At 72.3% G+C, this 21,796-nt stretch carries 21 protein-coding genes; 3 read left to right on the top strand and 18 right to left on the bottom strand.

All coding sequences use genetic code 11. From position 1 onward, the window contains the following. Positions 1-55: 55 nt before the first annotated feature. The 5 genes from J3P32_RS13350 to J3P32_RS13330 all read right to left on the bottom strand — a co-directional run bounded on the left by J3P32_RS13350 (position 56) and on the right by J3P32_RS13330 (position 4,057). Positions 56-1,540: an HNH endonuclease signature motif containing protein gene (locus tag J3P32_RS13350; protein ID WP_210440288.1), complete on the bottom strand. Its 1,485-nt coding sequence runs from the start codon at positions 1,538-1,540 to the stop codon at positions 56-58. A gap of 259 nt (positions 1,541-1,799) precedes the next feature. Then, entirely contained in the window at positions 1,800-2,339 is a 540-nt protein-coding gene (locus J3P32_RS13345) for a P-loop NTPase family protein (RefSeq protein WP_210440287.1), read from the bottom strand. A gap of 1 nt (position 2,340) precedes the next feature. Beyond that, positions 2,341-3,186, bottom strand: coding sequence for a PHP domain-containing protein (locus J3P32_RS13340; protein ID WP_210440286.1), 846 nt, complete (start codon positions 3,184-3,186; stop codon positions 2,341-2,343). Between the two features lies 1 nt (position 3,187). Continuing rightward, positions 3,188-3,769: a histidine phosphatase family protein gene (locus J3P32_RS13335; RefSeq protein WP_210440285.1), complete on the bottom strand. Its 582-nt coding sequence runs from the start codon at positions 3,767-3,769 to the stop codon at positions 3,188-3,190. A 102-nt stretch (positions 3,770-3,871) separates the two neighbouring features. Beyond that, complete coding sequence (locus tag J3P32_RS13330; RefSeq protein WP_210440284.1) at positions 3,872-4,057, bottom strand: DUF5302 domain-containing protein; 186 nt, start codon at positions 4,055-4,057, stop codon at positions 3,872-3,874. A gap of 340 nt (positions 4,058-4,397) precedes the next feature. Here J3P32_RS13330 and J3P32_RS13325 point away from each other — a divergent pair, with 340 nt between their 5' ends. Next, positions 4,398-5,567 (top strand): hypothetical protein, encoded by a 1,170-nt coding sequence (locus J3P32_RS13325; RefSeq protein ID WP_210440283.1) that lies wholly within the window; start codon positions 4,398-4,400, stop codon positions 5,565-5,567. 23 nt (positions 5,568-5,590) lie between these two features. Here J3P32_RS13325 and J3P32_RS13320 read toward each other — a convergent pair whose 3' ends face one another. From J3P32_RS13320 to J3P32_RS13280, 9 genes are all read right to left on the bottom strand, one after another. Next, positions 5,591-6,628, bottom strand: a complete 1,038-nt coding sequence (locus J3P32_RS13320) for a MaoC family dehydratase (protein WP_246850119.1) — start codon at positions 6,626-6,628, stop codon at positions 5,591-5,593. Between the two features lie 57 nt (positions 6,629-6,685). Beyond that, positions 6,686-7,534, bottom strand: a complete 849-nt coding sequence (locus J3P32_RS13315; protein ID WP_210440281.1) for a DUF1707 SHOCT-like domain-containing protein — start codon at positions 7,532-7,534, stop codon at positions 6,686-6,688. 19 nt (positions 7,535-7,553) lie between these two features. Beyond that, positions 7,554-8,564 (bottom strand): sugar phosphate isomerase/epimerase family protein, encoded by a 1,011-nt coding sequence (locus J3P32_RS13310; protein ID WP_210440280.1) that lies wholly within the window; start codon positions 8,562-8,564, stop codon positions 7,554-7,556. Beyond that, positions 8,564-9,730 (bottom strand): Gfo/Idh/MocA family protein, encoded by a 1,167-nt coding sequence (locus J3P32_RS18545; protein ID WP_307807983.1) that lies wholly within the window; start codon positions 9,728-9,730, stop codon positions 8,564-8,566. Before J3P32_RS18545 ends, J3P32_RS13310 begins: the two co-directional genes overlap by 1 nt. A gap of 30 nt (positions 9,731-9,760) precedes the next feature. Continuing rightward, complete coding sequence (locus tag J3P32_RS13300) at positions 9,761-10,603, bottom strand: sugar phosphate isomerase/epimerase family protein (RefSeq protein WP_210440279.1); 843 nt, start codon at positions 10,601-10,603, stop codon at positions 9,761-9,763. A gap of 150 nt (positions 10,604-10,753) precedes the next feature. Further along, complete coding sequence (locus J3P32_RS13295) at positions 10,754-12,001, bottom strand: substrate-binding domain-containing protein (RefSeq protein WP_210440278.1); 1,248 nt, start codon at positions 11,999-12,001, stop codon at positions 10,754-10,756. Then, the gene (locus tag J3P32_RS13290; RefSeq protein ID WP_210440277.1) at positions 12,001-13,095 is read right to left on the bottom strand and encodes an ABC transporter permease; all 1,095 of its coding nucleotides are present in this window, start codon (positions 13,093-13,095) and stop codon (positions 12,001-12,003) included. Before J3P32_RS13290 ends, J3P32_RS13295 begins: the two co-directional genes overlap by 1 nt. Next, positions 13,092-14,246, bottom strand: coding sequence for an ABC transporter permease (locus J3P32_RS13285; protein WP_210440276.1), 1,155 nt, complete (start codon positions 14,244-14,246; stop codon positions 13,092-13,094). The genes J3P32_RS13290 and J3P32_RS13285 overlap by 4 nt, the downstream gene beginning before the upstream one ends. Then, complete coding sequence (locus tag J3P32_RS13280; RefSeq protein WP_210440275.1) at positions 14,243-15,748, bottom strand: sugar ABC transporter ATP-binding protein; 1,506 nt, start codon at positions 15,746-15,748, stop codon at positions 14,243-14,245. The genes J3P32_RS13285 and J3P32_RS13280 overlap by 4 nt, the downstream gene beginning before the upstream one ends. Positions 15,749-15,843: 95 nt before the next feature. On the opposite strand from J3P32_RS13280, the gene J3P32_RS13275 reads away from it, so the two are divergent. After that, the gene (locus J3P32_RS13275) at positions 15,844-17,037 is read left to right on the top strand and encodes an ROK family transcriptional regulator (RefSeq protein WP_307861690.1); all 1,194 of its coding nucleotides are present in this window, start codon (positions 15,844-15,846) and stop codon (positions 17,035-17,037) included. A gap of 28 nt (positions 17,038-17,065) precedes the next feature. Here the strand turns inward: J3P32_RS13275 and J3P32_RS13270 are convergent, their stop codons facing one another. Further along, positions 17,066-18,280, bottom strand: a complete 1,215-nt coding sequence (locus J3P32_RS13270; RefSeq protein WP_210440273.1) for an acyl-CoA dehydrogenase family protein — start codon at positions 18,278-18,280, stop codon at positions 17,066-17,068. Between the two features lie 132 nt (positions 18,281-18,412). On the opposite strand from J3P32_RS13270, the gene J3P32_RS13265 reads away from it, so the two are divergent. Beyond that, on the top strand, positions 18,413-19,021 hold the full coding sequence (locus J3P32_RS13265) for a hypothetical protein (protein ID WP_210440272.1): 609 nt from the start codon (positions 18,413-18,415) through the stop codon (positions 19,019-19,021). Between the two features lie 17 nt (positions 19,022-19,038). Here J3P32_RS13265 and J3P32_RS13260 read toward each other — a convergent pair whose 3' ends face one another. Genes J3P32_RS13260 through J3P32_RS13250 form a run of 3 tightly spaced genes read right to left on the bottom strand, consistent with a single transcriptional unit; the run spans position 19,039 to position 21,790 of the window. Beyond that, on the bottom strand, positions 19,039-20,484 hold the full coding sequence (locus J3P32_RS13260; RefSeq protein WP_210440271.1) for a phospholipase D-like domain-containing protein: 1,446 nt from the start codon (positions 20,482-20,484) through the stop codon (positions 19,039-19,041). A gap of 32 nt (positions 20,485-20,516) precedes the next feature. Next, positions 20,517-21,584, bottom strand: coding sequence for a hypothetical protein (locus J3P32_RS13255; RefSeq protein ID WP_210440270.1), 1,068 nt, complete (start codon positions 21,582-21,584; stop codon positions 20,517-20,519). Further along, entirely contained in the window at positions 21,581-21,790 is a 210-nt protein-coding gene (locus J3P32_RS13250; protein WP_210440269.1) for a DUF6752 domain-containing protein, read from the bottom strand. Before J3P32_RS13250 ends, J3P32_RS13255 begins: the two co-directional genes overlap by 4 nt. Positions 21,791-21,796: the final 6 nt, after the last annotated feature.

The raw sequence follows: 21,796 nt of genomic DNA, 5'->3' as shown, positions 1-21,796 counted from the left end.
GCTCGTCGGCAGGTCCGGGCGTGCCGGTGGCCCGATCACCGGGTGGGTGTCGGGCTCAGCGGGGCGGTTGGGGTCGTCGGTGGGGTGGGTCGGTGGTGACGGTGCGTCCGGACGGCAGGGTCCAGTGGTAGGAGCCGTCGGGTTGGCGGTGGTAGGTGAAGTCGGCGAAGGTCTTGGCGCGGTGGTGACGCCGGCACAGCGGCGCAAGGTTGTCGGGGCGGGTCTGGCCCGGTGGTCCGCCGTCGTCGAGGGGGACGTAGGCGGTGATGTGGTCGAGGTCGCAGCGCTGTGACGGGCGGGAGCAGTGGGGGTAGACGCAGGTATCGTCGCGCAGCCGGACCGCTTCGGCCATGCGTGGGGGTGGGTCGTGGCGGTCCACCGCGGGGACGGCGGTGGTGTGCGGGTCGAGGTCCAGCACCGGGGTCACGGTGACCTGTCCGGCGGTGAGAAGCCACGACCGCAGCCGGCCCAGGAGCATCGGGCCGAGCCGGTCGCAGCGCGCCACACCACGGCTCCCCATCGCCATGCCCGTCCCCCTGCCCGGGTGGTCGAGGAGGTCGCGGTCGGTGACGTGCACGACCAGCCGCACCTCACCCCCCTCACTGTCTTCACCGCTGGTGGGGCGTCGGAACGGGGTGGCGGGTTCGTAGGCGACGTCCTCGGCGACGCACAGCGCCGGGTCGGTGTCGGGATCCACGGCGCGATCGGGGTCCGCGACGTCCACGGCGCTCAGGAGGTCCAGTGCCTTCTGCGGGTCGGCGAGGACCCCGACCGCGTGCGCGCGACGCACGCCCAGCGCGCCGGGGTGGCCCAGGGAGCGCATCGTGGCGGCCATCGTGGTCACGGTGTGGTCGAACGCGACCGCGTCGGCGGTGTCGAGCGTCATGAACACCGCCGACGTGCCAGGAGCGCCGTCGTCGTGGTGCACCTCGACGCGCCGCGCCGCCAACGCGTGGTCGTGGTCGGCGACCGCCCGGTCCGGGTCGGCGTACAACCGCGCCTCGTGGACCAGCACCGCGATGCGGTGCGGGTTCAACCGCCGCGGCTGCCACACCAGCAGCCGGTCCGCATGCCCCGCCGCCACCGGGTCCAGGTCGCGGGAGACCCGCGCCGCCTCCCGCGCCAGCCGCACCGGCACCCGCAGCCCACGGGTCAGCGCCCACAGCCGCGGCAGCCGGTGGGCCAGGTCGAGCACGTCACCCACCAGCGCCAACGCCGCCTCGTGCGACACCCCCAGCACCGCCGCCAGCTCCACCACGGCGAACTCCGCCACCCGCGGCGTCCCGGCACCCGCGACCGGCAGCGCCCGCTCCCCGAACAACCCCGCAGCGCTCCCCACCGACGCAACCGTGTCCGAGCGCCACCCCGCCACCAGGTCGTCATCGGCGTCCGGTGCCAGCACGTGGGCGTGCGCCCACGCCAACGCCGCCTCCAGCACCTCCACGTCGGCCCGCCGCCGCACCTCGACCGCCGCCACCGCACGATCCAGCACCGCACGGCTCGAAGGCCGATCAACAGCAGCCGGGGCGGTGGTGGACATGCGTCCAGTCTCCCAGACCCCACCGACAACCTGACCTGCCCGAACACCTCTGTGGAGAACTCTTTTCGAACAGTCGCACGCGTCGGCTAGCACGTGTTCGGTCCGTGCGCGGCACGCCGGGCGTCGTGGCCGCGACGGGTACCCACACCCTCCCTCACTGAACCGGCGGGTGACGGCGACGGCGACGCTGACCGATCGGAGTACTGAGATGAACAACAGCCAGCGCACGAGCGTCGGCAGGCACTGCCGCGACGCGCGCCTACTCGGCCACCGGACGCTCGTCCCCCAGCGAGGCCAGCCACGCCTCGAGCTCGCGCGGACGACGGAACAGCAGCACCTCGGGCCCGTCCGCCGAGGCGGCCCACGCCCGCATCCGGGTGCGCTTGCGCGCGAAGGACTGGAAGTGCCACCGGATGATGGATCGCCGGCCGAGCATGTTGCGCCAGGACTCGACGTTGCCGTTGCAGCGTGGCTCGCGGGTGACGGCGCCCGTGACGGTTCGGCGGACCAGCCTCCCCAGCGAGAGCCAGCGGGGGTAGTCGAGGCCGACCACCAGCTGCACCCGCGGTAGCACGACGTCCAGCCACGCGCCGTACGCCGAGTCGAGCACCCACCGCTCCCCTGCCACGATCTCGGTGAACACCGCGCGCTGCACCGGTTGCTCGACCGGCACCCAGCCCGGCAGCCAGGTCAGCTCGTCGACGAGGGTCACCGGGAGACCGGTGCGGGCACCGATGGCGAGCGCCGCGGTGCTCTTGCCGCTCCCCGTCACGCCGTAGACGAGGATCCGGTCGGGCACGTCAGCCGCCGAGCGGCCGGCCGGCGAGGGACAGCAGCCGCTCGTACTGCTCGGGGTCCGTCGTGTTCACCCCGAGGTCGTGGTCGACCTTGCCGAGGCCGTGGTGGTCGCTGCTCCCCGTCACGACGAGGTCGAGGTCCGCGGCGATGGACCGCAGGCGCGCGCGGAACGCAGGGCTGTGGTCCTGGTGGTCCACCTCGATCCCGGCGAGCCCGAGCTCCTTCAACGAGGCGAGGGCGGGCTCGTCGAGCACGCTGCCGCCGCTGCGGCCCCACGGGTGGGCGATGACGGCGACGCCCCCGGCGGCGGTGAGGATCGGGATCATCTCCTCCAGCGGCACCGCGTAGCGGTCGACGTAGCCGGGGCGGCCCGGGTTCAGCAGCACGTGGAAGGCCTCGGTGCGGTCGGCGACGATCCCCATGCGCACCAGCGCGTCGGCGACGTGCGGGCGACCGGCCGCGACGGAGCCACCCGCCTCCCGGCGTACGTCGTCCTCGGTGATCGCGATGCCGCGTGCCTGCAGCGCGGCCACCATCGCGGGCGTGCGTGCGGTGCGGCCCGCGAGGATGCGGTCGAGGACGGCGACGAGCGGAGGGTACGCCGGATCCGGCAGGTAGCCGAGGAGGTGGACCCCCCGGTGGCGGAACGTCGTGCTGATCTCGAGGCCCGGGACGAGCGTGATGCCGGCCTCGTCCGCCGCCCGCTGCGCCTCGGCCCACCCGGACATGGCGTCGTGGTCGGTGAGCGCGACGACGTCGAGCCCGGCGGCAGCCGCCTCGCGCACCAGGTCGCCCGGGGTGTCGGTGCCGTCGCTGGCGGAGGAGTGCGTGTGGAGGTCGATGCGCACGTCAGCTGTTCCACCGCAGCAGCGCGGGGTGCTCGCGCTCGTAGCCGAGGACCGAGATCGTCGAGGTGTCGAGCTTGAAGAACCGGCCCTCCTCGGCGGGCTGCTCCAGCCACCGCGCCGTCAGCACCCGCAGCGAGTGACCATGGGCGAACACCAGCGTCCGGTCGTGCTCGCGCGCCCGGGCCACCACGCGGTCGAGCCGTGCGGACACCCCTTCGGCCGTCTCGCCACCGGGCGACGCGTGGCTCCACACCGTCCAGCCGGGCACCTGCTCGCGGATCTCGGCCGTCGTGACGCCCTCGTAGTCGCCGTAGGCCCACTCGACGAGGTCCTCGTCGAGCTGCGCGTCGGCGAAGCCGGCGAGCTCGGCGGTACGTCGGGCGCGCTGGCGCGGGCTGGTCAGGACGAGGTCGAACGCCACCTCGGCCAGCCGCGGCGCGAGCGAGGTGGCGGCCTGCTCACCGGCCTCGGTCAGCGGCAGGTCGGTGGTCGAGGTGTGCCGTCCGTCGCGGCTCCACTCCGTCTCGCCGTGACGGACGATCCAGAGCTCGGGACCAGAGGAGTCGGGGCCGCCGGAGGACATGCCGCGAGTCTGCCACGCACGACCGGCCGGCCCGCCACACCGCTCACCATGACGTCCCTCACGCGGCCCGCCGTCGCCGGTGGGACGTGACGACTGACAGCGTCAGACGCCGCCCCCGCCGGACTTGCGGCGGTGCATCGGCTTGGCGACGTTGCGGTCGCCGACCTCCGAGCCGTGGGCCTTCTCGCGCGCCGCTGCGCTGTCGTCGGGATGGTGGTGGCCCTTCTTGCGGTCGAGGGCCTCGCGCATCTTCGCCTTGAGGTCGGCGTTGGCGTCCTTGTCGGCCATGGGCTCCTCCTTGGTGAGGGTCGGAGCCACCACCCTGCCAAAGCGGTCGGGCCGGGTCGAGGGGATTACCCGCGCGGCCATGGCTTGCGCAGCACGTCGACGCGGTTGGCCAGGCCGCCCGTCATCCGGTGCACCTCCCAGCGAGACGCCGCCAGCATCGCGTCGTACACCGCGTCGCCGAGCTCGGACCGGTAGCGGTCGGGCTCGCGCAGCAGACGGGCCAGGCGGAGGAGCGCACGACCCGCGACGCCGTCCTGCTCACGTCGGAGGAGAGCTCGCGATCCCAGGCCACGGGAGGAGTCTGCCGCCCCGTCGTGGGCGCCGGCGATAGGGTCGCCGCATGGCCCGACGCGTGTTCCTCCACGTCGGCACCGCGAAGTCGGGCACGACGTACCTCCACGACCTGTGGTGGCAGCACCACGAGACCCTGCGCCACCGAGGGCTGCTGCTGCCGGGCGCGGTCATGCGCGAGCACTTCCTCGCCGCAGCTGTCGTCAAGGGCATGGACGCCCTCGTCGGCAGGCTCTCGACGGAGGAGCGGGGCGCGTGGCAGCGGATGCTCGAGCAGGCGGGCAAGTGGCACGACGACGTGCTCATCAGCCACGAGCACTTCTCTGACTCCCCACCCGAGGCGGCCCGGCGCGCGCTGGCCGAGGTGTCGGGTGCGGCCGACGAGGTCCACCTCGTGCTCACCGTGCGCGACCTCGCGCGGGTCTTGCCCTCGGCGTGGCAGCAACGCGTCAAGCAGGGCGCCCGCCAGCCCTACGGCGCGTTCCTCGACGCCGTCCGCGACGGCGCCGCGGACCGGAAGTTCTGGCGCTACCAGGACGTCCCCGCGATCCTCGACCGCTGGACGGTCGGACTGCCCCCCGAGCGCGTCCACGTCGTGACGGTGCCGCCCCCGGGCGCTCCGCGCGACGAGCTCTGGCGACGAGCCGCCCACGTGCTCGACGTCGACGTCGACGACCTCTCGACCGACCCGCGACTGCCCAACGACTCGCTCGGCATCGTCGAGGCCGAGCTGCTGCGCCGGGTCAACGCGCGGATCCCCCGCCAGCGCCGGACGCTCGAGCTCACCCGCTACGCCAAGGGTCGCTTCGCCCGCGACGTGCTGGCCGGCAGCGCCCGGCCGGAGCCGTTCGTGCTCCCCGGCGAGCACGCCGCCTGGGTGCGCGCACGCGCCGACGGGATCGTGGCCGACCTGCGCAGGCGCTCCTACGACGTGGTCGGCGACCTCGACGACCTGCTGCCCGCCGCCCCCCGGGAGGGACGGACGCCGGACGAGGTGGACGACGACGAGGTGCGCTCGGCCGCCACCGCCGTCCTGGCGCGGCTCGACAGGCCCGCGCCGGACTCGCTCGACGACGCGCTCGACGCCATCGCGACCGAGCTCGAGACGCGCACGTCGCCGCGCCGGCCCCCGGCGGTGACCCGCGCCGACCCGGCGCAGGAGTCCGCCCCGCGGTCCGCCGTGCGGCGCGCCGTCCGACGACTGACCGGGCGGAGCTGACGGGCGGAGCCGACCGGCGGGCCTCAGCGGGGCACGAGCGCCCAGTAGTCGAGGTCGAGCAGCACCCCGTCGACGTACGCCCGCTCCTCGCGCAGCGTCATGGACTCGTCGCGGCCCCGCGTCGCCACCAGCCGGAGCCGCAGCGCACCGACTCCCGGCGCGTCGAGAGCGGCCGCGTCGAGGACCTCCGACCACGCGTGGACGGTGTCGCCGGCGAACGCCGGGGCGACGTGGGCGCCGGCGTTGATCGCGGCGACCAGCTGCGCGTTCGCGAGACCGTTGAAGGACAGCGCCCGGGCGAGGGAGATGACGTGGCCGCCGTAGACGAGCCGGCGGCCGTCGGGGCGGGCCCCGGTGTCGAAGTGCACCTTGGCGGTGTTCTGCCACAGCCGGGTGGCCATCATGTGCTCGGCGTCGGTGAGCGTCACGCCGTCGACGTGGTCGATCCGCTCCCCCACCTCGTAGTCGCCCAGGCGGTGCGGCGCGCCGGCGGCCGCGACGTCGTACGCCGTGAAGTCGAGGCCGGACGGCACGACGAGGTCCTCGGCCGCGACGATCGGCGCGAGCTCGGGCACGACCGTCTCCGGCGCCGGCGAGTCCGCGGAGCGCTTGTGCACCATGACCCAGCGGGCCCAGTCGACGACGACCTCGCCGCGCTGGTTGGTCGCGGTGGACCGCACCCAGACCACGCCGGTCCTGCCGTTGGAGTTCTGCTTGAGCCCGATGACCTCCGACCGGGTGCGGAGGGTGTCGCCGGGGACCACCGGCACGTGGAAGCGGCACTCGGCGTAGCCGAGGTTCGCGACCGCGTTCAGCGACACGTCCGGCACGGTCTTGCCGAACGCGACGTGGAAGCCCACGAGCTCCTCGACCGGGTGCGGCGCGAGACCGACCGACGCGGCGAAGTCAGCCGACGACCCGACCGCGAACCGGGTGGGGTAGATCGCGCCGTAGAGCGCGCGGTCCCCCTCGGTCACAGTGCGCGGGGTGGCGTGGTCGATGACCTGCCCGACGGCGAAGTCCTCGAAGAAGTTGCCGGCGTTCGTCTTGGCAGCACTCATGGCGCTCATCGTGCCGCAGCCAGGCCCTCCGGAGCCGTCCGCCCCAGGTGGGATCCGTCACCTGTCGTAGGGGAAGCGCGCCACGACCCGGTCGCCGGCCAGGGTCGTGCGCAGGTAGCCGCCCTCGCCGAACGTGTTGCCCACGTGGATGTTCAGCGTCGGGCCCACCTCGTCGTGGCGCCACAGGACCGCGTGGCTGAACGTCCCGCGCTGGACGCCGAGGGTGCGCTCGGCGGTGCGGACGTTGGCGACCAGGCGGTCCGGCCCGATGCGGCCCAGGTCGACGACGCCGGTGTGGCTCGGGCGGATCGCCTGCGCCTCGGACGTGCGCTCCCAGCTGCCGTCCCACGTCCAGGCCTCGAAGCGCGGGCGCGATCCCCGCACCGGGACGTCGGCGCCCACACGGTGGGGGTAGAAGGCCACGTCCCAGGCGTCGAGCGTCCCGAATTGCTGCTCGTAGGCCCGGAGGAAGCGGCGCACCCCTGCTGCGGTCATCTCGAACCCGGCAGGATCCCCTGCGACGGCGGGGTCCGGCACCGGTACCGCCTCACCGCTCACCTCGACCGCCGGCTGCCCTCCCGTGTCGTCGGTGGTGGACAGCACCGCCAGGCCGACCGCTCCCGCGGCGACGACCACGACGGCGGTGCCGAGCGCCGCCAGCACGGCGACCGGGCGTCGGGGCCGGACGGGCCCCGACGTGGCCGGGGCGCGGACCGGCTCGGCGGGCCCCGGGGGCGGCTGCAGGTCACGCGTGAGCGTCTCGAGCTCGTCGAGCGTCTCTGCCGACAGCGCGCGCGAGGTGCGCAGCTCGCGGTCGGCGTCGCCGATCTGACCGTCGGCGTACGCCGCCTCGATGACCTCGACGCAGCGGTCGCGGTCCGCGTCCCGGGCGCGGAATCCCCTCATGCGGGGAGTGTAGGCCCGCTCAGCCCTCCGACTGCTTGCTGAAGGCGGCGTCGAACGACTGCGCCGGCGGGTCGAAGTCGAGCCCGCGCAGGCGTGCCAGCGCCTCGGGGGCGCCACGCAGCCGGTCCATCCCGGCGTCCTCCCACTCGACCGAGATGGGGCCGTCGTAGCCGATCGCGGTGAGCGTGCGGAAGCAGTCCTCCCACGGGATGTCGCCGTGCCCGGTGGACACGAAGGTCCAGCCGCGCCGCGGGTCGTCCCAGGGCAGGTGCGAGGACAGGATGCCGTTGCGGCCGCCGCCCATCCGCATCCGGGTGTCCTTGCAGTCCACGTGGTAGATCCGGTCCGCGAAGTCGGTGATGAACGCGACGGGGTCGATGCCCTGCCACATCATGTGGCTGGGGTCCCAGTTGATGCCGAACGCCGGCCGGTTGTCCACCGCGTCGAGCGCCCTGCGGGTCGTCCAGTAGTCGTAGGCGATCTCGGAGGGGTGCACCTCGTGCGCGAAGCGCACGCCGCACTCGTCGAAGACGTCGAGGATCGGGTTCCAGCGGTCGGCGAAGTCCTGGTAGCCCGCCTCGATCCGCTCGGCGGGCACCGGCGGGAACATCGCGACGTACTGCCAGATGGAGGAGCCGGTGAAGCCCACGACCGTCTTGACGCCGAGCTTCTGCGCGAGGCGGGCGGTCAGCTTCATCTCCTCGGCGGCCCGCTGCCGCACGCCCTCCGGGTCGCCGTCGCCCCACACGCGCTCACGGACGATCGCCTGGTGCCGGAAGTCGATCGGGTCGTCGCAGATGGCCTGGCCGGTGAGGTGGTTGGAGATCGCGTGCAGCTGGAGGCCGTGCTTCTCCAGGATGCCGAGCCGCTCCGCGACGTAGTCGTCGTCCTCCCAGCGCCACGCGTCGAGGTGCTCGCCGGAGACGGCGACCTCGAGGCCGTCGTAGCCCCACTCGGCGGCGAGCCGGGCAACCTCCTCCAGCGGCAGGTCGACCCACTGGCCGGTGAACAGGGTGAACGGTCGACCCATCAGATGTGCTCCAGTCCCTCGTCGACGCGCGTGCAGCTGCCACCCCGCGTCGCGCTGGTCTCGATCGCGGCGAGCACCCGCTGGACCGCGAGCCCGTCCTCGAACGACGGTGTCGGCTCCTGCCCCGCGGCGAGGGCCGCGAGGAAGTCGGCCGCCTGGTTGGTGAAGGTGGCGTCCCACCCGAGCACGTGCCCCGGCGGCCACCAGCCGTCGATGTACGGGTCGCCCGGGTCGGTGACGAGCTGCCGGCAGAAGGTGCCGGAGCCGTCGAGGCTCACGTCGAGGTGGTTGAGCGACTCGAGGTCGAAGCGCAGCGCGCCCGTGCTGCCGTAGACCTCGATGCCCAGCGCGTTCTTGCGGCCGGTCGCCATGCGGGTCACCTCGAGGCTGACGATGGCGCCGCCGGACGTGCGCATCGTGCTCCAGGCGGCGTCGTCGACCGTGACGTCCTCGAGCCCGGAGGCGCCGGTGCGCCGCGGGACGAACGTCTGGGTGAGGGCGTTGACCTCCGTCACCTCCTGGCCGAGCAGGAAGCGGACCTGGTCGATGGCGTGCGAGGCGAGGTCGCCCAGCGCACCGGAGCCGGCGAGCTCGCGGCGCAGCCGCCACGTCATCGGCGCCTCCGCGTCGGCCAGCCAGTCCTGGAGGTAGGCGATGCGGACCTGGCGCACGTCGCCGAGGCGGCCCTCGGCGATGTGCCGCCGGGCCAGCGCGAGCGCCGGCACCCGGCGGTAGTTGAAGCCCACCATCGAGTGGACGCCGCGCTCGCGGGCGGCGCGCGCGGTGGCGACCATCTTCTCGGCCTCGGCCAGGGTGTTGGCGAGCGGCTTCTCCGCGACCACGTGCTTGCCCGCCTCGAGGGCCGCGATCGCCACCTCGGCGTGCAGGTGCCCCGGCACGCAGACGTCGACGATGTCGATGTCGTCGCGCTCCAGGACTGCGCGCCAGTCGGTGGCCGACTCCGCCCAGCCGAACTGGCCGGCGGCAGCGGCGACGGCGTCCTCGTCACGACCGACCAGCACCTGCCGGCGTACGCCGGGTGCGCCGGGGTGGAGGGCGGCGACGTTGCGCCACGCGTGGGAGTGCGCCTTGCCCATGAAGGCGTATCCGATGACGGCGACTCCTGGGGACCCGGCGGCGCCCGAGGCGCTGGGTGTGCTGGTCACGTGCTTCTCCTGACTTGCGGTGAGGGTCGCTCAGGCGAGGGACCGGAGGAAGGTCAAGCCGTCTCGGGCGAGCTCGTCCTGGGTGGGTGCCAGCGGCCGCCAGATGGAGGCGGCGGTGGCGATGGATGCGTTGTCCGCGGTGAAGCTCTCGATGACCAGGGGGCCGTCGTAGCCCACCTCGTCGAGGGCGGCCACGAGCTGCGGCCAGTCGGTCTGGTCGCCGCCGGGGGCGCCGCGGTCGCTGCCGCAGACCTGGACGTGCGCCAGGTGCGCGCCCGCGGCGCGGATCGCGTCGGCGCTGGAGCGCTCCTCGATGTTGAGGTGGTAGCTGTCGAGGGCCAGGCCGAGCCCGTCGCCGAGCAGCGGCTCGAGCGCGGTGAGGGCCTGGTCCACGGTGTTGATGAGCGACGTCTCGTAGCGGTTGAGCGGCTCGACGCCGAGGCGCACGCCCCGCGCCGCCGCATGGTCGACGACGGGGGCGAGGTTCGCCCGCAGGTCGTCGTACGCCGCCGCGCGCTGGTCGGCGTCCATCCGCCACACCCGACCGGTCGAGGCGTAGAAGGGGCCGCACACGGAGCGCGCGCCGATGCCGGCGGCGAAGTCGGTGCAGGCCCGGAGGTAGTCCTGGGTGTCGGCGACGCACGAGGCGTCCACGAGGTCGCGGCCCGGCGCCATCGCGCCGACGACGCACGGCGTCAGGCCGGTCTCGGCGAGCGCGTCGGCGACGACCGGGACGCTCAGGTCACCGGCGTTCTCGAGCGGGATCTCGACGGCGTCGAAGCCCATGTCGGCGATCCGCCGCAGCACGTCGGCCACGTCCGCGTCGGTCAGCGGCGAGGTCCAGACCCACGTGTTGACGCCGATCTCTCGCATGCGGGGGCCGTCCTTCCGGTGACGGGTCGAGGTGGTGGAGCTGACGGGGTGGGGATGCAGGTGCTGCCGGTGGGCCGGGTCTCGGGACCCGGCCCACCGACGCGTCTCAGGTGCTGCTGGTGGAGCTGGTGCTACTGGTGATCAGACCCGTCAGGGGATCTGACGCTCCTGCCACACCTCGGGGTAGCCGGGGAGGTTCTCGCCACCGAACTTGGCGTAGTGGCCGTCGGGCATGCCGTCGTTGGCCTCGAGGTAGTCGGCACGCTCGTCCTCGGTGATCGGCGTCTGCGGCAGGACCCACTCCTTCGGGACCTCCTCGCCGGCGAAGATCTTCTGCAGCGCGAGGAGCGGGGTGCGCCACTGGAAGTTCGAGTAGACGGGCGCGAGGCCGGTCAGGCCGGTCTCCTCCCACTTGCGCAGGAAGCTCATCTCGTCCTCACCGGTCATGACCGGGTAGTCCGCACCGAAGTCCTCGAAGGCCTCGATCGCGGCGACGGCGCCGTCACCGGCATCCATCCACACGCCCTGGACCTCGCCCTTGCCGAGCTCGTCGGTGATGATCTTCTTGATTTCGGTCGGGTCGGCGCCGGTGAAGTAGTCGACCGCCTCGATGCCGTTCTCCTCGAAGAGCTTCTCGGCCGCGGCCCAGCGCTGCTCGAGCACGTCGACGCCGGGCAGGATGCGCAGCGCGACGACCTTGTCACCCTCCTCCAGGTTGTCGATGAGGAACTCGGCGGTGTCGATGCCCCACGCGAAGCCACCGATCGGGTGGATGAAGGTGGTGGCGCAGTCGGTCTGCACGCCGCGGTCGAAGACCACGACGGGCTTGCCGGTCTCGCAGGCGCGCTCGACCGCGTCGGTCATGGCGGCCGTGGAGTTCGGCGAGATGATGAAGGCGTCGCAGTTGCCCTCGGAGATGAAGTAGTCGATGTCGGCGATCTGGGTGTTGTCGTCGTCACCGGCGTCGCGGGTCTCCATCTCGGAGATGACGCCCTGGTCCTGCAGGTCCTTGAGCTGCTGGTTCATGGTGATCCAGCCGGTCTGGCGCCACGGGTTCGAGATCGAGGCGTTGGCGAAGCACGCCTTCATCGGACCGTTGGCCTTGTACTCCGCGGTGTCGGTCATCTCACCGTCGATGTACTGCAGGTACGGCTCCTCGGGGTCGCCCTCGAAGGTGGCCGAGCGCTGCTCGAACTGGGTGTCGTACAGCTCCTGGTCGAACCATTCCTGCTCCTCGGCCGGGCTCTCCGAGGCGTCCGGGGACTCCGAGGTCTCCGAGCTCTCGTCGGTCCCCGTCGTGGAGTCCGTCGGGTCCTCGGTGCTGCAGGAGGTGGCGAACACCCCGAGCAGCAGGGCCGAGGCCACGGCCATCGGCGCGCGGTGGATCTTGTGGCGCATCAATTATCTCCTGTTTCAGTGCCCGGTCGGGCAGGGGTGGATGGTGGTGCAGGTGGAGCTGGCCGAGAAGACGGACGCCGACCGAGCGACCAGGCGCGGGCCGCGACGGCGACGGCGAGGATGATGATGAGTCCCTGGACGGAGTTCCTCCAGGTGGACTCGACCTCCTGGAAGTTCAGGAACGAGAAGAGCAGCTCGAGGGCGAGGGCACCCGCCGCGGCGGACAGCACCCAGCCGCGGCCTCCGCCGAGGACGACGCCGCCGAGGACGACGGCGGTGATCGCCTGGAACTCGTAGCCCGCGCCGACCGACGGGTGGACACCGGCGTAGCCCACCAGCAGGATGCCGGCGACCGTGGCGGACAGCGAGGACAGGATGAACGCCCGCGTCTTGATCCACCACACGTGCGCCCCGGCCAGGGTGGCGGCGTCGGGGTTGTCGCCCGCGGCGATCAGGGTGCGGCCGAACGGCGAGCGCATCAGCCACACCGAGCCGGCGGCGACGGCCACCAGGATGATCACCGAGTACGGCAGCACCTCGAGGACCGGGACGTCCTGGATGCCGCCGCGGCCGATCTCGCGGAAGGTGTCGACGGGATTGCCGGTCGCCGCGCCGCCCGTGAGGAAGCGCACCAGTCCGCCGAGCGCGAGCATCGTGCCGAGGGTGACGATGAAGCTGGGCACCTTGAGCAACGTCGTGCCCAGGCCGTTGACCAGGCCCACGACCACGCCGATGAGGAGCATCAGACCGATGGCGGGGAGCACGCGGCTCTCGTCCTCGCCGATGTAGTTGCCCGCGATGACCACCTGCGTGGCGATGACCGCGCCCATCGACAGGTCGAACTCGCCGGAGACGATGACGTAGTACTGCCCCATGGCGGCGATGACGATCGGCGCGGTGCGGCCGATGAAGCGGATGAGCTGCGGCGGCTCGCCGAAGCTGGGGTTCACCGCCACGACCGCGACGAAGAGGACCGCCAGGAGGATGAACACCGCCCCGCCGGGGGTCACGGCGCCGCGGACCACGCGCTGGAGGAAGGAGCCCTCCGTCAGCGGGAGGGGGCGGGTCGTGGGGCTGGAGGTCGCGGTGCTCATGCGCCCTCTCCCTTCTGGGTCGCGCCGGCGATCGCGCCGGGCAGGACGGGTCGGGTGCCGCCGAAACGGGGTGGGCGGCGGACCACGCTGCGGCGGGCGTAGACCGCGACCGCGAGCACGATGACCAGGCCCCGGACGAAGTCCTTGAGGAACGGGTTGACCTGCATGACGCCCATGACGTTGTCGAGCACCGCGAAGATCGCGACACCGCCCATCGTGCCGATCACGCTGCCCTTGCCGCCCGCGAGCAGGGTGCCGCCGAGGACCACGGCCGCGATGGACAGCAGGTCGTAGCGGCCCTGCGAGCCGATCGTCGGCGAGCCGACGCCGGTGCGCGAGAGCAGGAGCAGACCGGCGATCGCGACCAGCACCGAGCACATGACGTGTGCCGAGATCACCGGCAGCGCGGTGCGCACGCCGGACATGCGGGCTACGTCGCGGTTGCCGCCGATGGCGTAGAGGTGGTGGCCCAGCCGCGTGTAGCGCAGCACGAGGGTGACCAGTGCCGCGGCGACGAGCAGGAGCAGGAACGCCGTGGGGATGATCGAGGCGATGCCGCTGCGGCCCACGAGGCGCAGGTCGGGGGCGGCGGCGCCGTGGCTGCCCTGGTAGTTGGTCGCGAGGTAGCCGCTGACGATCAGTCCGACGCCGAGGCTGGCGATGAACCCGTGGACGTCGAACACGCTCACCAGCACGCCCATCGCCAGGCCGATCACCGCCGCGACGACCAGGGTGTTGAAGACGGCGGCGGGCACGTTGGCGTCCAGGCCCTTCATCCCGCCGGCGGCGATCAGGGTCGACAGGCTCACGACGTAGGGCACCGACAGGTCGAGGCTGCCGACGAGGATGACCAGCGTCTGCCCGATCGCGATCAGGCCCAGCACGCTCATCGCGGTGAGGATCGCCCAGATGTTGCCCTGGCTGAAGAAGTTGCGGCCCTCGATGCCGGTCAGCACCACCGAGACCACCACGACGCCCACCAGCACGAGGTAGATCAGGGCGGTGGAGTCCAGGCGCCGGGCGCCCTTGGGCCGCGCCGCGCGGCGGCGGCGGGCGGACTCCTTCGGCTCGGTGGCCCCGGGACCGTCCGGGGTGCTCGGGGTGCGCGGGGACTCGGGGGTCCCCGGGGTACGGGCAGCGGTGGCGCTCATGCCGCCTCCTCCTCGTTCGTCGCTCCGGTGGCCATCGCCAGCACGGCCTCCTCGCTCGCGCCCGCCGGCAGCTCGCCGGCGAGCGTGCCGTCCTTCATCACGAGGATCCGGTCGGACATGCCGATGACCTCGGGGAGCTCGCTGGAGACCATCAGCACGGCGACGCCCTTGCGGGTCAGCTCGCGCATCAGCTCGTAGACGCGGTGCTTGGCGCCCACGTCGATGCCGCGGGTGGGCTCGTCCATCAGCACGACGAGCGGGTCGATGCTCAACCAGCGGGCCAGGACGACCTTCTGCTGGTTGCCGCCGGAGAGGAACTGCACCTCCTGCCCGAGGCTGTGTGCCGAGACCTCGAGCCCGGACAGCACGCCGGGCATCTCCCGGCGGGCGACGGACGTGCGCCGCGGGAAGACCGAGCGCACCACGCCCAGGGCGTTGTCGAGGATCGACTGGTTGAGGGCGAGGCCCTTGGCCTTGCGGTCCTCGGTGATGAACGCGAGGCGGGCGCGTACGCCCTGGCGGGGGCTGCTGACCTTGAGCGGGGCGCCGTCGAGGGTGATGCTCCCCCGCGCGACGGGGTGCACGCCGAACACCGTCTCGAGGAGCTCGGTGCGACCCGAGCCCTGGAGCCCGGCGATGCCGACGATCTCACCGGCGCGGACCTCGAGGGAGACGTCGTCGACGTAGCCGTTGCCGACACCGGACAGCGCGAGCCGCACGTCGCCGACGACCACGTCGGCCGGCTTCTCCGGGAAGTACGTCGTCAGCGGTCGCCCGACCATCAGCCGCACGAGCTCCGCCTCGCTGAGCTCGCCCGCGGGGCGGGTGGCGACGTGCTGGCCGTCCTTGAGGATCGTGATCGTCTGGCAGAGGTCGAAGATCTCCTTGAGCCGGTGGGAGACGTAGACGATCGCGACGCCGCGGTCGGTGAGCCGGCGGATGATGGAGTAGAGCAGCTCGACCTCGTGGTCGGCGAGCGCCGCGGTGGGCTCGTCCATCTGGATCACCTTGGCGTCGAAGCTGACGGCCTTGGCGATCTCGACGATCTGCTGCTCGGCGACGGAGAGGCTGCGGACCAGGGTGCCGGCCTTGAGCCCGGACACCCCGAGGCCGTCGAGCAGCTCCTCGGTGTCGCGGCGCATCCGGGCGGTGTCGACGGGACCGGCCTTGCCGAAGCGTCGCGGCTCGCGGCCCAGCCAGATGTTCTCGGCGATGGTGCGCTCGAGCAGGAGGTTGAACTCCTGGAACACGGTCGACACGCCGGCGCGCTGCGCCTGGACGGGGTGGCTGAAGGAGACCTGCTCGCCGCCGACGACGATCGTCCCGCTGTCGGGGGTGTAGACGCCGGCGAGCATTTTCATCAGCGTGGACTTGCCGGCGCCGTTCTCGCCGACCAAACCGTGCACCTGACCCGGCTCGAGGGTCAGGTCGAGGCCGGAGAGAACGGTGTTGCCGAAGAAGCTCTTGGTCATCCCGGTCGCGACGAGGGCAGGAGTGCTCACAGGCACACTGTGGCATGCGTCACCGGCTTTTGTCGAGCACCCGCCAAAAGTCTCAGGTCTAGCGTGCAAAGTCGTGCATGTGCTTGACTCCAACTGTGCGCACCGGTGAGCTTTTCGATCTCCTCCGTGACGGAAGGCCCTGGACCCGCGCCCAGCTGGCCGAGGCGACAGGGCTGGCCCGGTCGACGATCACGGCCCGGATCGACACCCTGATGCGCCTGGGCCTGGTGGCGCCGTTCGGCGGTGCGAGGTCCACCGGCGGGCGGCCCCCGGCGCTGTTCGCGCTCAACCCGACGGCCAAGGTGGTCGTCGGCGTCGACGTCGGCGCCACCCACGCCAGCGCCGCCCTGACCGACCTCAACGGCTCGATCCTCGGCGAGGTCGAGACGCGCATCTCCGTGGCCGACGGCCCGGAGGCGGTGCTCAACTGGGTCGTGGAGTCCGTCCGCGACCTCGTCGCCGCCAACGACCGCCCGATCGAGGACCTCGCCGCCATCGGCATCGGCCTTCCCGGCCCGGTGGAGTACTCGACCGGCCGGCCGATCAACCCGCCGATCATGCCGGGGTGGGACCGCTTCGACGTGCCCGGCTACCTCCAGGGCAGCTACCCCGTCCCGGTGCTCGTCGACAACGACGTCAACATCATGGCGCTGGGCGAGCGGCGCCGGCACCTGCGCGACGTCGACGACCTGGTGCTCATCAAGGTGGCCACCGGCATCGGCGCCGGCATCGTGACCGGCGGCATCCTGCAGCGCGGCGCCCAGGGCACGGCCGGCGACCTCGGCCACGTTCGCGTGCCCGGTGCCGACGTCGTGCCGTGCCGCTGCGGCAACTTCGGCTGCCTCGAGGCCGTCGCGGCCGGGCCGGCGCTCGCCGCCGCCGTGCGGGCCCAGGGCGAGGACGCCGAGACCGGCAGCGACGTGGTGGAGCTGGTGCGCTCCGGGAGCCAGGTCGCGATGGCCGTCGTCCGGCAGGCCGGCCGTGACATCGGCGAGGTCGTCGCCACGATGGTCAACCTCATCAACCCGTCGGTCGTCGTGATCGGCGGCCAGGTGGCCGGCGCCGGGGAGCACCTGCTCGCCGGCATCCGGGAGTCCGTCTACCAGCGCTCCCTGCCGCTCGCCACGGAGCACCTGCGCATCGTCACCTCGCGCGCGGGCCGCGAGGCCGCCGTGCTGGGGGCGTCGGCGCTCGCGATCGAGCACGTCCTGTCCCCCGACGTGGTGGAGGCGGCCAGCGAGGCGCTCGCGGCCGCGGACGCCGCCGCGGAGGTCGCGGCCGCGAACTGATCGGCCCGAGGCGCCGGGCCGGCGGCGCTCAGCGCAGCTCGTACTCGCTGAGCAGGCTCCGGCCGATGATCATCTTCTGGATGTCGGAGGTGCCCTCGCCGATGAGCATGAACTTCACCTCGCGCATGAGGCGCTCGATCTCGTACTCCTTGGAGTAGCCGTAGCCGCCGTGGATGCGGAAGGAGTCCTCCACGACCTCGTTGGCGTACTCGCTGGCGACCATCTTCGCCATGCCGGCCTCGACGTCCATGCGCTGGCCGGTGTCCTTGAGGCGGGCGGCCTTCACCATCATCGTGTGGGCGACCTCGACCTTGGTCGCCATCTCCGCGAGGCGGAACAGCACGGCCTGGTGCTGGGCGATGGGCTTGCCGAAGGTCCTGCGCTGCTGGGCGTAGGCGATGCCGAGCTCGAAGCCCCGCCAGGCCAGGCCGCAGGCGCGGGCGGCGACGTTGACGCGGCCGACCTCGACGCCGTCCATCATCTGCGCGAAGCCCCGGCCGGGCTCGCCGCCGAGGACCTGGTCCGCGGCGATCCGGTGGTCCTCGAGGATGAGCTCGGTCGTCTCGACGCCCTTGTAGCCCATCTTCTCGATCTTGCCCGGCACCGTGACGCCCTGGGCGGTCTCGCCGAAGCCGGCCTCCTTCTCCACCAGGAAGGTCGTCATGTTCTTGTAGACCGAGTCGGCACCCTCGTCGGTCTTGGTGAGCACCGCGACGAGGGTGGAGGTGGCGCCGTTGGTGAGCCACATCTTCTGCCCGGTGATGGAGTACTCGAGGGCGGTCCCGTCGTCGTCCGCCTTCGACACGGTGGCCTTGGTGGACACCGCCGAGACGTCGGAGCCCAGGCCGGGCTCCGACATCGAGAACGCCCCGCGGACCTCGCCGGTCGCCATCCGCGGGAGGTACTTCTCCTTCTGCGCCTGCGTGCCGTGCCGGACGAGCATGTAGGCCACGATGAAGTGGGTGTTGATCACGCCGGACACGCTCATCCAGCCGCGCGCGATCTCCTCGACCACCAGCGCGTACGTCAGCAGCGACTCGCCGAGCCCGCCGAACTCCTCGGGGATGGTCAGGCCGAAGACGCCGAGCTCCTTGAGGCCGTCGATGATCTCCTGCGGGTACTCGTCGGCGTGCTCGAGCTCCTGCGCGACCGGGATGATCCGCTCGTCCACGAACTGCCGCACCGCCTTGAGGATCTCGGACTGGTCCTCGGTGAGGCCGTCGGTCTGGCAGAGGCGGGGCATGTGGTGGCTCCTGTGCTCTCGCGGCTGGATCGCTCGGAGTCTAGTTAACGGGCGTTCACCGTCGGCAGGGTCGCCGGGAGAGACAGTCGTCACACGGACCCGCCCTCGTCGCAGCGTGAGAGACTGGAGCGCATGCGAACCACCCGTGCGATCGGACCGGCCCTCGGCGTCTCCCTCGTCCTGCTCGCCGGTGCGTGCGGCGACGACCCGAGCAACGCCTCCGACACGGCGGCCGACGCCTCGTCCGAGACCTCCGGCGACGCCTCGCCGAGCCAGTCGCCGACCTCGACGCCGGTGGACCCGGTCGACTTCGGCGAGGAGCCGGCGGTCCGGAAGCCCTACAAGCGCGCCGCGCTGCGCGCCGTCGACGACGAGCTGGTCACCATGGTGCCCACGGTGCTGCCCGAGGGCTGGACCACGGTCGGCGGCGGCTACCGGGCCGACCCGCAGTGGTGGCGGATGGAGTTCACCGCGCCGGCCGGCGACGTGGTGCTCGACCAGCTTCCCGGCTCGAGCGACGACGTCCTCGCCGACCGGCCCGGACTCACGCCGGGCGACGACGTGGACCTCTCCGACTGGGGCACGGGCCGGTGGTCGGCGTGGGACCACGACGGCGCGACGGTGCTCGCCTACGACCTCAAGACGAGCACCGTGGTGCTCCAGGGCCCCGACCTCGAGACCGTGCGAGGCCTCGCCGAGTCCCTCCTGCCGGCCGAGGACGCCGGCGAGCAGGAGGGCTGACGCCGGTCAGTCGCCGGTCAGTCGTTCTCCCAGGTGGGTCCGGCACCCCTGAGCCGGTCGGGCTCGACCGTGACCATGGGGCCGACGCCCACCCGGCGGCCGTTGACCATCCGCCACGACGAGTACGTCGTGGTGTAGGCGTCGCGGCTGAAGGGCTTCTTCCACATCAGGTTGAAGTTGGCCATGTAGTCGCGGACGACCCCGCGGCCGTGGATGCTGAACAGGATCTCGTCCTGCGGCGTGCCGAGGCTCGACCAGTTCGTCGAGCCCGTCCACACGATGTGCGAGTCGACGTTGCCCTTGTAGGAGCCGCGCAGCACGAAGTACTTGTGGTGCGTGTAGCGCTCGATGTTCTCGGGCATGTTGTCGATCTCGGGGTCACCGGTCGGGACGTCGTCGCGGAGGTTGAAGCCGGTCGAGCGCAGCGGCACGCGGCCCCTCGGCGTCGGCGCTCCGATGTGCTTCTTGGTGTAGAAGCCCATCAGCCCGTAGTTGACCCGCAGGTTGCAGCCCTGCGCGTAGAGGGAGCGCAGCCTGTCGGCGATGTAGTTGCCCCGGTTGCCGCGCATGGTGTGCATCGAGAGCGCCAGCTGGGTGCGCCTCTGCACCCCCGCCGCGTCGGTGTAGACGCACTGGACGTTGTTGAGGATGTCGAGCACGACGTCCTTCTTGGGCGTCGTGTGCCGCGGGAAGACGATGTTGTAGTACTTCTGCTGGTCACCTGCGGGGCAGTCCCGGCCGTTCTCGCAGAACGCGTAGGACGCACGGCGCTTGTCCCAGTCGGGCCGCATGTCGTTGAACAGGGAGACGAACTGGTCGTAGAGCGTCTTCTTGCCGACCGTCGTCCAGAGGTCGTTCCACTGCCAGCGGACCGCGTTGAGCGTCATGTTGTAGGAGCCGAGCATCACGACGTTGCGGTTCCGGCCGGTGCGGCTGAACAGGTAGAACTTGCTGTGCAGGTTGTTGTACTCGTTCTTGTCGGCACGGCAGCCCGACACGCAGCGGCGCAGGAAGCTGGACTTCTTGGTCTTGTTGCCCAGGACGCGCTGGATCCGGACCTGGGCGTTGGGCACCAGGTGGTCGTTGAGCAGCACCTTCACCTTGACGCCGCGCCGCTTGGCGCGGATCAGCTCGTCGGCGAACACCTGCCGGTCGAGGGAGTACGCGGAGATGGTGATCTTCTCGCCCTTGGGCGTGTTGCGGATCGCCCGGAGGACGTGGCGCTCGATGACGAAGCGGTCCTTGGGGATCATCGGGTTGTTGAACTTCGGGCCCGTGGGCACCTTCCACCGCTTGTTGGGCTTGCCGGGGCGCGCCAGCGTGGTGGGGGCGGCCGGGGCCGACGCGGCGACGCCGCGCGCGACGGTCGCCGGTGCGGGCGGGGCGGCGGCCGAGGCCGGGACCAGCAGCGCGGTCAGCAGGCCGCAGGCGGCGGACAGGGCGATGAACGTGGAACGCAACACAAACTCCCTCGGGGTGCCCTCCGGCACCCGGGTCAGAGACTCCCCCGGGACCGCGGCACCACGTCGTGGGTGCTCGCGCGGACGTCGGCCACGATATCAGCGACGAGGCGCCCCGCCGATTCGAGGAGCTCCTCCGGTGTCACGGTGCCGGGCAGGCGGCCGGCGCCGGCGACGCGGCGGCCGGTGAGGGCGGCGAGGTCGCCGAGCACGTGGAACCCACGCTCCGCCACGAGGCGGGCGGCCGCTCGGTCCATCGCGTCGAACCGGTCGCGGTAGGCCTCGGGCAGCCCGCCGCGCTCGCTCGGCTGCCGGGCCAGCAGGTCCTCGGCGAGGTAGCCGCGGATCCACACGCCGCGCTCCTGGGCGGAGTACGGCGGCAGGTGCTTGTTGACCAGCCGGAGGGTCTCGATCTGCACGATCCCGAGCGCGGGGTTGACCGCCTCGGCCGGCGCCTCGAACTCGTCGGGGTCGACGCCGAGCACCTCGGCGAAGTGGCGCCAGTGCAGGTCCCGCGGCTCGCCGGCGCCGGGCATCACGAGGAGGTGCACCCGCTCGGCGGGCAGGTCGCGGGTCCAGCGCTCCAGCACGGCGGCGAGGTCCCACGTGCGCATGCTGAACTCCGGGCCGCCGGCGGCCTTGCCGGCCAGGACCGAGTCGAGGTCGACGGTGCCGCCGTTCTTCACCGACTCCTGCCAGCCGGCCGAGACCACGCTCGCCGCGTCGCGGGCCGTGACCACCAGGTGCACCTCGGCTCCGGGGAAGCTGGCGACGGCACGCGAGGCCTGCGCGGCGCTGGCCCCGCACAGGAACTCGTGGGTGATGAGGACGTCGGCCGACTGCCCCGCGCCCTCGTCGACGAGCCGCTGCCAGGCCCCCGGCGCGTCCGGGTGGCGCCTGGCCAGCCGCGGGCGCTCCTGGAGGTCGAGCGCCGCCCAGAGGTGCTCGCGGTGCCCGAAGCCGGGCAGGACGAGGCCCGCGGCGCGGAGCCGGTCGCGGTTGCCCCACACCACCTGCTGCAGGTACGTCGTCCCCGTCTTCGGCAGGCCGATGTGGAGGAACACCCGGCGGGGCCCGCCGCGGCTGTCCGGGCCTGGGCTCAAGAGAAGTCCCCGCGGTACTTCTCGAGCAGCTCCTCCAGCTTCTCCTCGTCGCGCGCGGCGACCGGCAGGAGCAGCTCGGTCACGACGTCGGTGAGCTCGGCGAGGCGCACGTTGAGGGCGCGGTTCTCCTGGACGGCCTCCTCCAGGGCGGCGACCCGCTTCTCCAGGTCCCCGCTCGCCGGCCCGTGCCTCCTGCGTCCGAACATGTCTGC

The sequence above is a fragment of the Nocardioides xinjiangensis genome (assembly GCF_017916385.1).
GTDB lineage: Bacteria > Actinomycetota > Actinomycetes > Propionibacteriales > Nocardioidaceae > Nocardioides > Nocardioides xinjiangensis.
Note: the sequence above shows the minus strand (reverse complement) of the source record. Positions and strands in the feature narration are given on the sequence as shown.